The 9,333-nt window shown below is 57.2% G+C and carries 7 protein-coding genes and 1 pseudogene; all 8 read right to left on the bottom strand.

From position 1 onward, the window contains the following. Positions 1–509: pseudogene (locus tag C481_RS22475) on the bottom strand (hypothetical protein); the annotation flags it as partial. 279 nt (positions 510–788) lie between these two features. Further along, entirely contained in the window at positions 789–1,736 is a 948-nt protein-coding gene (locus C481_RS20900) for a minichromosome maintenance protein MCM (RefSeq protein ID WP_006111406.1), read from the bottom strand. A 12-nt stretch (positions 1,737–1,748) separates the two neighbouring features. Beyond that, positions 1,749–4,118 carry a hypothetical protein gene (locus C481_RS20895; protein WP_006111405.1) on the bottom strand — a complete coding sequence of 790 codons (2,370 nt, stop codon included), beginning with the start codon at positions 4,116–4,118 and terminating at the stop codon, positions 1,749–1,751. Between the two features lie 368 nt (positions 4,119–4,486). Further along, positions 4,487–6,118, bottom strand: coding sequence for a hypothetical protein (locus C481_RS20890; protein ID WP_006111403.1), 1,632 nt, complete (start codon positions 6,116–6,118; stop codon positions 4,487–4,489). Continuing rightward, positions 6,119–7,357, bottom strand: a complete 1,239-nt coding sequence (locus tag C481_RS20885) for a hypothetical protein (RefSeq protein WP_006111401.1) — start codon at positions 7,355–7,357, stop codon at positions 6,119–6,121. Then, the gene (locus tag C481_RS20880; protein WP_006111400.1) at positions 7,354–8,382 is read right to left on the bottom strand and encodes an MlaD family protein; all 1,029 of its coding nucleotides are present in this window, start codon (positions 8,380–8,382) and stop codon (positions 7,354–7,356) included. Before C481_RS20880 ends, C481_RS20885 begins: the two co-directional genes overlap by 4 nt. Then, entirely contained in the window at positions 8,379–8,963 is a 585-nt protein-coding gene (locus C481_RS20875; protein WP_006111399.1) for a hypothetical protein, read from the bottom strand. The genes C481_RS20880 and C481_RS20875 overlap by 4 nt, the downstream gene beginning before the upstream one ends. Then, entirely contained in the window at positions 8,960–9,175 is a 216-nt protein-coding gene (locus tag C481_RS20870; RefSeq protein ID WP_006111397.1) for a hypothetical protein, read from the bottom strand. Before C481_RS20870 ends, C481_RS20875 begins: the two co-directional genes overlap by 4 nt. Between the last annotated feature and the right edge of the window lie 158 nt (positions 9,176–9,333).

The raw sequence follows: 9,333 nt of genomic DNA, 5'->3' as shown, positions 1-9,333 counted from the left end.
TCTCGTCCGATTTTCGCACCGGATTTGGAGTCACCAGCTCGTGAATTTCCTAGTTTCATTTGTAGGTTTATAAGCATGCGAAGAATGTGGTACTCGGTGACGGTTCTCGTATCCGCACGTTTGTCGATAATCCCGTCCAGCGGAATATAGCCGAGAATGCGGGCGAGGACGGCACATTCCTCCAGATACCCGTAACACCGCTGAGTGTTGTCGTAGGTGTCCCACGAGCAGTCAGTCGGTGGTTCCACGTCCATATCGGACATGTAGACAGTGTAGTGGACACCGCGAACGTGGATACGGTCGCTCTCGCGCTGCTTGACAGCTTGCTGCCAGAGTTGGGCGAACCACTCGGCTTTCGCGTGATCGGCGTCTGTCCCCTTGTACATCGGGTCACGTCGACGGCTCTGGATAAGGAGGTCGTCAACGTCGACGCCATACTGCTCGGCGAGTGCATCGATCTGCTCGCGCGGTGACTGGTGCTGCGGCTCGCGATCGTGATTTGATGGCATAACTGAACTCGAGTTTAAATCCTCAGCTCTATTCGTCCGGTGTCCTTCTAACAACCGCTGCCCCCTGGACGCCGTGGTGTCTGTTCGACAAAACCATTGTTCTAGTTCAGATGGACTCTAGTGTGTATGGCGTACCTGTCGCGAACGCGGTGCACACGTGCACAATAACTTCTTAAACGGTATAAACAGGAACATAGTCGGCCAGAGGCCGTATTTTCCGTGTTCATCGACCAACCGATTACCACGAACATTGGAACACATATGCCAGGTAGGAAGAACTCAAATATCGAATAGTTTTGTCCCTTCATTTCCAATCTTATTCTCGTCAATCAACGCGTTGATCTGGTCATCAATCTCTTCGCGACGAACACCATGTGCATCGACGACCGCGTCAACAACTTCGGCTCGTGGAACGGCCCAGTTGTCAGTCACTTCGATTCGATCAGTGAGCGTTTCCATGATGAACTCTTGAATCTCACTTGCGCCGTAGGTGTCGATCTCGATCCGTTCTTCGATATCGAGGTCGAGTACTTCAATATACGTTGAGAGCGTTGACTCACTTTGGCCAGCAAACGTCTCGTAGATCCCGTTGATGGTCACGAAGTCACCGGGGCCGACCATGTCGACGAGATCGTTTTTTAGAAACGCGATCGTCGCCGGCGGTTCGTCGAGATTGCTATCCGGTGGGATAATGACGATCTTTTGGAGATCGACGAGTTCAGACTGTTCTCGTTTGAATATGAACCCGGGCTTTGAGTGCTCACAACCCATGCATTCGTTCGGTTTCATGAGGTCGCCGTAGCTCTGTGGCATTCTCGAGAGGGTTCCACAGAGCGGGCATTCAAACGCCGCTTCCTCCGCATACGGTTTCACACCCTCCATATCGACAACCTTTCCGCGAACGGAGAGTAGCTGGCCGAGTTGCCGCGTTCGGTACTTCCCGACGCGAACGGTTTGTCGATCGGGAAGATTGTAGACGCGGACATTGACGCCGAGTAGTGAGGCGTCGTCGAGACGGTTCAGTGCGTTCGTTGCAAATTGCCGCATGCGAGCAGGCTTCCGGAGGACCTCGTCGGCGACCGATCCGTCCCACGATTCAAGAACGTCCCAGTCAATTCGAAGCGATTGCTCATCAGGATATACCTCGTTGAGTCTCTGCACCTCAGAACGGTATGGACCGACGAAGAACTCCGTGAACGCCTCCATCGGGTCGTCGTGTTGTCCCATACTCGAAACCCTCTACTTCAGTTCCTCCATCACAACATCCCACCTGATCTCAGCCGCTCGCTTGCCGATCGGCGTGAGTTCGTAGTATTTCCCGTTTTGCGTGATACACTTCTCGAGACTGTCGCTTTTTCCAAGGTGCCTAGAGAGCGTACTACGTGTCCAACCGATATTCTCGGCAATATCTTCCTGCCGTTTGAGGTCATCATGCTCGTCGACGGCCCGGCAGGTCGCGACTAACTGCTTGCGCGTCGGGGTCTCTTTCGAAAGCCACGGTGCAATTGACTCGGGGATATTGTGTCGTTCGACGACTTCTGACAGCGTCGTGTCGCGGTCTTGCTGTTGAAGGGAGAGTTCACGCTGTCGGTCGCCGAACCCGGTCGATTGCAACGAGAGGTCTGCCGGAACGGGATAGTCACGACGGCGCTGTAGGGCTGCATCAATCGCATCCTGGTCCACGTCAGCGGGAGCCAGATCGTCATCGAAATCCACGGGAAGCAAGTGCCACGTCCCAACTTCAGGAACCGACTCGTCAGTGACGACTGTATGTTCGGCGAGATTCACCCAGTACTCGCAGTTGCCGTGTTTCGAGCGCCAACCGTCGTACTCGGTTTCACGGACGCGGGCACCCCACGCGATGCCATAGCGATCGAGCCAGTGACGATCGCCGAGACCGAGACCACACGGCGCACCGCGGAACTCGAGCGGCCAGAACGCGTCGCCACCGGCAAGGATCATTCCCTGGCCGATGTTGAACTCTGAGAGCTGGTCCATCTGCTCGTTACTGAAATTGTACGACCGGTCCAGCGTCTCGATCTCTTCCTCGCCGAGACGGAGCAGGATCTTCGTCGCCATGTTCGATCGGACGGGCTTGTACACGTCGTTCAGTTTCTGTGTCGACCCAAGCATCAGAATCCGCCGGCTTCCGCCCTGAGTCGAGATGAAGAATATCGTCTGTCGGAGTGTTTTGATCGTATCTTTGTACCGGACGTCGGCCAATTTACTCGGGGCGATATTCTTGAGTTCTCGAATCTCGAGACAGACTCGCGGGAGACGACTGTTCTGGTCGCGAGCCTTGTAGATTAGCCGCAGCCAGAGGTCCATGATCGTGTATTTTAGCGCCTCTTGGCCCTGCGAGAGGAAATTACAACAGAGAACGGTCGCCTGTTCCTGATTCGCGATCACCGACTGCATGTCGATGTTCGTCTCGGCTTCGGGCGAAGCAACCAAGCCCTCACCGGCGAGGTGAGCGAGCCGCTGAGCCGCCTTATTCAGCGCGTCCTCCGCTTCCATGTGGTACTGAACGCTTTTGGTCTGTACGCCGTTGCCGTCGCTGGCACTGCTGTCGCGCTTTTCGGTCCACTCGATTGTCGCGTCCATTTCCTCGGCGTATACCTGCAATCGCGATACCAATTCAGTCACTTCGCCGGTTCGTTCGAGCGTCTTGTCTAACGCCTGTTTGATCCGCTGCTCGGTATTCGCGTCGGATTTGGTAATCCCGGCGAGCCGTAGAATCAGGTGGGGCGTGAGGTCGTCGATCCCGATCGTGAATGGGCGGAAGTTCGCTGGTAGCTTCGCCGGAATCCCGTCCATTGCAGGGACAAGCACCTCGGCATCGAACGCCGCTGGTTCCTGTCCCATCCGATCGAGATTCTCCCGAATCGCTTTCTCGTCATTCGGAACCGAGATCATCGGCGTTTCCATCCGCCCGTCATCGAGGATGCTGAAATACGAGTAGTTGTGCTCTTTCCAGAGGTTCATCCCGATACTGGTGATCGTCGAGTCCTTGCCCGAGCGCGGGAGTGCGACCGCGAGAATGTGGTCACACGACGAGTGCGTGATTTCGACGGCGCGGTCTTCCAGGTCGGCCGCGTCGTCGGCACCGATCCGACGCCGACCGATCGGCGTTGCCGTCTCGACGTTACTCTGGCGGCCCTGTTCGTCCAGTGTTTCCAGTCTAACCGGCGCGTACTGCGTGAGGTCGGAGAACGCTTCAACGATCCCGAGGCCCTTCGCGACGGCGACCAGAATCTCGAACCACGTGGCGGCATCGATATCGTGCCCTGTTTCGAATCGACGATGAATCTGATTGAACCGGTAGATCATGTCCGGTTCTACGTCTGCCTCAGTGGTAGCTACCGGCCGATCCGGGTCATGCCAGAGGTAGAGGTGTAGTTCCTCAAGAATCTCCTCTGGTTGGCGGCCAGTATCGTTTTCGCCGACGATAGCGTTCTCGGCCTCACGAATTAGTTCGCGGACATATGCCTCTGTATTTAGCTCCTCTTTGCGCCGTTGCTGTTCGATTCGAGAGGAGAGTTTATTCCGAACAGCGACTCTCGTTTCGGTGTTGTCACTCGGCTGGTGAAGGCTGGTTTCTGAACTCATAAGTATGAATCAGTCAGTTATCGGTTTTTCAGTGTTGGTTATATGTTTTCTATCCAGAATCAGATTCGAAATTGAAATACCAATTCGGTAAGTACGTGGTGCGGATGTAGCGCTGGTTTTCTCTCGATACCAAATCACTAAGGTGTAAAGGGGAAGAAAATAGATCTCATAGCTATTTCATATGAAGCGTTTTAGTGAATGCCAGAGCTGTGGGTTCGTTCTACAGGCGATAAGCGATTCTGATCCCAATCCATTAAATTGGGATTTGTGTCCTGGCTGCGGTGGTACCGATTTTACCCTTATAGATGACAATTCCCCTACATCTAACGGGTATTTCAGGAATCCTTCTGAATAAGAATATCATATTACTAACCGCTGTTTTCGTGCGTTTCCGGTCGCACGAACGGGGCTGGCGACATGTCGGTCTCAATCTCTGGGGGATCGTACCGCGTTTCGAAGGCTTGCTTACCGAATAACGACGAGAACTCGCCACGGAGTTGCACGACGTTCGGCGGGAACGACTCATCACCTTTCGAGACAGCGACCAGCTCGCGTTCCTCCCCAGTTTCAGTATCGGAGACCGTCACGGGCGTCTCCGCGAGCGCGTGGATCTCGACAAGATCGCAGTAGACCTCGCGAACGAGATCGGGGTCTCGCCCTCGGCCGATGAAGATCAAACCCCATGCGGCATACCGGCGGTCGTACTCGATTACCTCATCGATGAGAATATCCCGCGGAAGGAGTCCTTCCGGCGCGTCAGCGACCATATCGATGAGTTGGTCCATAATCGCCTTGCGTTCGTGTTCTTGGACCCACGCTTCGAGCATTGGCAGGTATCGTTTGAGCAGATAGGCGTTGGTTTCCTCAATTGCCGGGGCGGGTTGGCGGCCCTCAAGCCGGTCGATTGCTCGATCAGCGAGTGTCTCCGCGAGTTCATGCTGGTCCTCGCTCGCGTACACGTTCCCGTCAAGATAGCCGTAGTACATCGTGGTCTCGGGTACGTCGACGGTCTTCGTGAGGATCGCCAGATCGGTCCAGCGCGTCGGGTCATCGTCGGCCCGCAGCGCCCGCAGTCGGCGACGGTGACGGAGGTCAACGGCCCAGTAGTAGGTCCCGCCGACGAACACCGAAATCGCGACGACGACTGGCAAGAACCACAGTTGAATCCAAATGCGAAGCCAGAGCATCACGCCGACGAACGTGAGTCCTGCTGGCACGAGGAACCGCCAGAGGACACCGTTCAGGTCAACTGCCGACGCTAACTCGAGACGGAACAGTCGGAGTTGCGTCCAAAAGTCCGGGTCCGACTCGGCGTCTTCGGCGTTCGGGGCCACGTCGATCGGCCTATTCGGATCTCGGCGGGCAAGGTCAGTGGGTTCAGTGGCCGACGGACCAGCGCCCTGATCGTCGGAATCATCATCTGCATCCGCCGGCGTGAACGTCGGCGTCCCATGACCGTCGCCATCGAAAGCCGTACGGACCCACTCAGCGATTTGCTCGGCGCTGTCACCCGACTGAACCAACACACGTTCACAGCGGTCCAAGTCCGGTTGCTTGGCTTCCTCGGCGAGTCGGCGAATCGTCTTGTAGCTGAAGCCGGATCTCCGTGCCGTAATCCTGGCGAGGAGTCGGTCGCCGAAAAAGAGCAACTGCCGGCAGAGCAGGATGATTGCGAGCGCCCACACCCAGGGACTCGTTGCGAACCCGAGCACTGTCGTCACGATCGGGGCCGACGACGTGCTTGTCTCAACCTGGTTGAACATGAGCCCGATTACGCCAGCCCCGGCGATGAGTCCGCTCCCGATGACGACCGTCGCGAGGAGTCGAGACGTATTCGGGTGAGAACCCATGAGAAAGCCCACAACGCCCTGTTTGAACCGGTAGCGAGCCGTCGTCGCAACCGATCGGCTCACATCGAGTATCTCTCGCCAGAACAGTCCAGCGATGGCAGCGAGTCCCAGCAGCACGAGGCCGGTCGCGATGTAGAGGAGTTGCTCCATCTAGTCGTCCCCCGTCGCCGCCGGCGTTCCGGTTATCCGCGTCTGTTTGCGCTCGATATCGTCAAGCATCAGTTCAAGGTCGTTGCGCGTCTCGCGGTAAACCGACCCGAGTTGATGTTCCGTTTCCATGTATTTGATCGTCTGCAAGAGGTGATTCAGGACCTGCCGTTCGTTGGGGATATGGCGGAGCACGGGTTCGAGCCACGTCCCATGTAGGTCCTCGGAATCGAGGTCGTCAACGCCGTTGTGAACCATTTCGAGACCGTCGTTGGTCGCTCGGGCTTCGCCCGCCGCAACAAGGTGGGCGAGTTGGGCCGGTGATTTGACACCGAATGCATCCTCGTAGTAGTCGGCGTAGCTACCGATCGCTGGCACCTCAGAGAGGTTATCGTCGTCGGCAGTACGCTTCGCCTGCTGGCGGTTGTTCCGCAGTTTGGCGAGTTCTTGCTCGTACCGGCCGGCCATGCTCGAAAGTGCGTCGACGAGGTCGCCGTGTTTCGAGCGCCGCCGCCACATCGCGAGCGCGCCGAGTGCGAGTGCGAGAATCACGTTCAGCGGATTCATCACACCAGCGATGAGCCAGGCAATCGTCTGTGCCGCGAGTTCAGTCAGGAACCCGTCGACGAGTTGAGCACGATCGTCGACCCACGTGATGTAGGATTCGACGCTTTCGGGATCGGTCTCGTAGCCGTTCTCCTCTGCGAAGTCCTGTAGGGTCGAGATGACCGGTTCCCAGCGTTCGAGCGATGCCGCATTGACGCTTTGCTCCGTCGCCGACGCGTACAGTGTCACGTCTTTCGACGAGCCGTCCTCGAAGAACACTTCGAGCGTGTAGAGCGACTGTTCGTCCGGCGGGGCAGCATCATCGGCGTACTCGACGCGGACCGTCTGGCCCCCTTCGAGCACTCGTGCTGTCGCCTTGGACTGTGAGATACGGACCGCATCGACGGGCTCAGTTGTCGAGAACAGAACGAACTCGCCGGTCGTGTTGAACGTCGAGTCATCTTCTGCGACTTCGACGGCTTGGTAATCCACATCGAGAGAGACAGGATTGATGCGGACCTGTTCAGCACTCGTCGGTGCATTGCCGTCCGTCTCGTTGGCTTCTTGTAACGCGTAGGACGGTGTTGCGATGTCGGCGGCCCCAGCGTCGGCTGATGGACCCACCGCCGCAGCGGCTGGCATAACGGCACTCACGAGGATGAGACAGACCGCCAGTATCGCGACGCGTCGGTTCATGCCTCACCTCCCGCGGAACCGTTCTCGTGATTCGAGATATCGCGTTGGCTACGCACCTGACGGCGCTGCTGGCCACGGCTTTGTTGGACCGTGACGTGTTCCTGTGACGGACCGACGAGTTCCTTGATGTCTCGCAGGTCGTCTTTCAGTTCCTCGCGCTGACGGTGCTCGCTGTTCTCAAGAATCCGGACGAGATCGCCGATCTGGTTGTGTGCCTCCGCGAGTTGCGCTCGAATCGATTTGGTTTCAATCCTCATTTTCCGCATCTGCTCTTGCTGTTTGACCTGTTTCTCGTAGGGTAGTCGTAGTGGTGGGTGGTAGCGGTAGTCAGCAGGTTTGTTCGTGCCGCCGTCGACGGTGATCTGTCCCTGCGTTCGCATGACCCACTTGCCCTCATCGAGCTGCACCGCGTCGGAGTGGATTTCGTGGGTGACGATATCGCCGAGGGGCCGATCAGACCGAAGTTTCCGATCGTGACCCACGAGTTTGAACCGCCGAAAGAGGCCGAAGATACGCTCATCGCGAAGTTCTTTGATGAGCATGCGCCCGTCATCGAGCCGCTCGGCCGACGCCCGGTCGAAGGGAATCGTCCGTTCACTCGTGATATCGCCGTTCTCAGATTCGTTGATCAGGTGAATCTCCCCGACATCCCCGTCCTTGTAGCCACGATAGGCAACGCCGGCCCCGACGCCGAGCAAGGCTGTGGCCGCGAATTGTAGTTGTGTCGTGTACTGGAACTCGGCCGGACTGCCGTTTTTGAGGAACTGGTAGGTGTAGAACGCCACGATGCCGGCGATTCCAATGAGACAAAAGGAGATAACCTTGAGTTCGAACGGGAGTTGCCGGGGTTTATCCCGTACTGGGATTCGTGGCCGAGTTTCAGGACCAGTTTCGGACCGATCGACACGGTCGGCCCCCGTCGCTGCTCGGGAGTCCTCGAAGACACCCCAGCGTTCGACGAGATACCCGATGACGAGCAGGACACCGATGGCCACTGCACCGATAAGGACGTAATTCCAGTTCACGGTAGTCCCTCCGTAGCGTCAGCGACTGATTCACCGATTGCGGTATCGGCCTGTTCGCGATCGTCGGCCTGGCGAAGATAGTGGAAGGTCTTCCGGCGGAGTTCACGGCCCTCCGTGAGCAGTTCTCGGTAGTCGACCTCCCACTCGTCGATTTCGTTAATCATCGCCTCGCAGCCGTTTCGACCGGCATACCGCCGAAGTTCGCGTTTCACTTCATCTTCCCCGGCCCCGCGCAAGCGTTTTTGTAGGCGCTCGCGCTCGATCTCCTCGTACCGATTCGTGATTACGGGGCAAGCAACGCCGTAGTGCTCGCAGTCCGAGCAGTCATCGGGGAAGTGGTCGGCCCCGTTCACGTCGACGGCGTACATATCGTGCTCAGTTTCGAACTCGGCGAGCATCGTCTCGATATGGGTCAAAATCGATGTCGCCGGCATCTGGTCGGCGTCATCCATCCAGTCAAGCACGGCGTCTTGCAGGTCATTCTCGGTTATCAGCCCAACCACGTCGTCGAAGTGTTCGTATAGCCGGTCGATCCGTTTTCGTCGCTGTTGCGCTTCGTCAACGCGTTTCTCTGGTCTCATAGAATCTCCTCGTTGATCGGCGGCAGGTCGATGGTCTCGCGGTCGGAATCCGGCGGTGTAACAGCGAATCCTTCGTGACGAGCGACACGCAGAACGTAGGAGTCGCCTGGTCCGAAGGGGAACGCTGAGTCTGTGACGATCTCGGCCGGAATGTAGACCCGAGCAGTCGATTCGGAAGGATTGTCGAACGTATCCGCGAATTGGAGCACCATCACGCCGGCCCTCCGCGTCGCGAGATAGTGATTCGTCTCTGGAGTTGAAAGGTGGGTTTAAGCATTGTCTCTGGTGTTGAGAGCAGGTTTCAATGGCTCTAGTGAATCGCCTGACTGCGTAGACTTCGATCGTTAGAACTAGGGAGTTGAAGCGGGAG

The sequence above is a fragment of the Natrialba asiatica DSM 12278 genome (assembly GCF_000337555.1).
Taxonomy (GTDB): domain Archaea; phylum Halobacteriota; class Halobacteria; order Halobacteriales; family Natrialbaceae; genus Natrialba; species Natrialba asiatica.
Note: the sequence above shows the minus strand (reverse complement) of the source record. Positions and strands in the feature narration are given on the sequence as shown.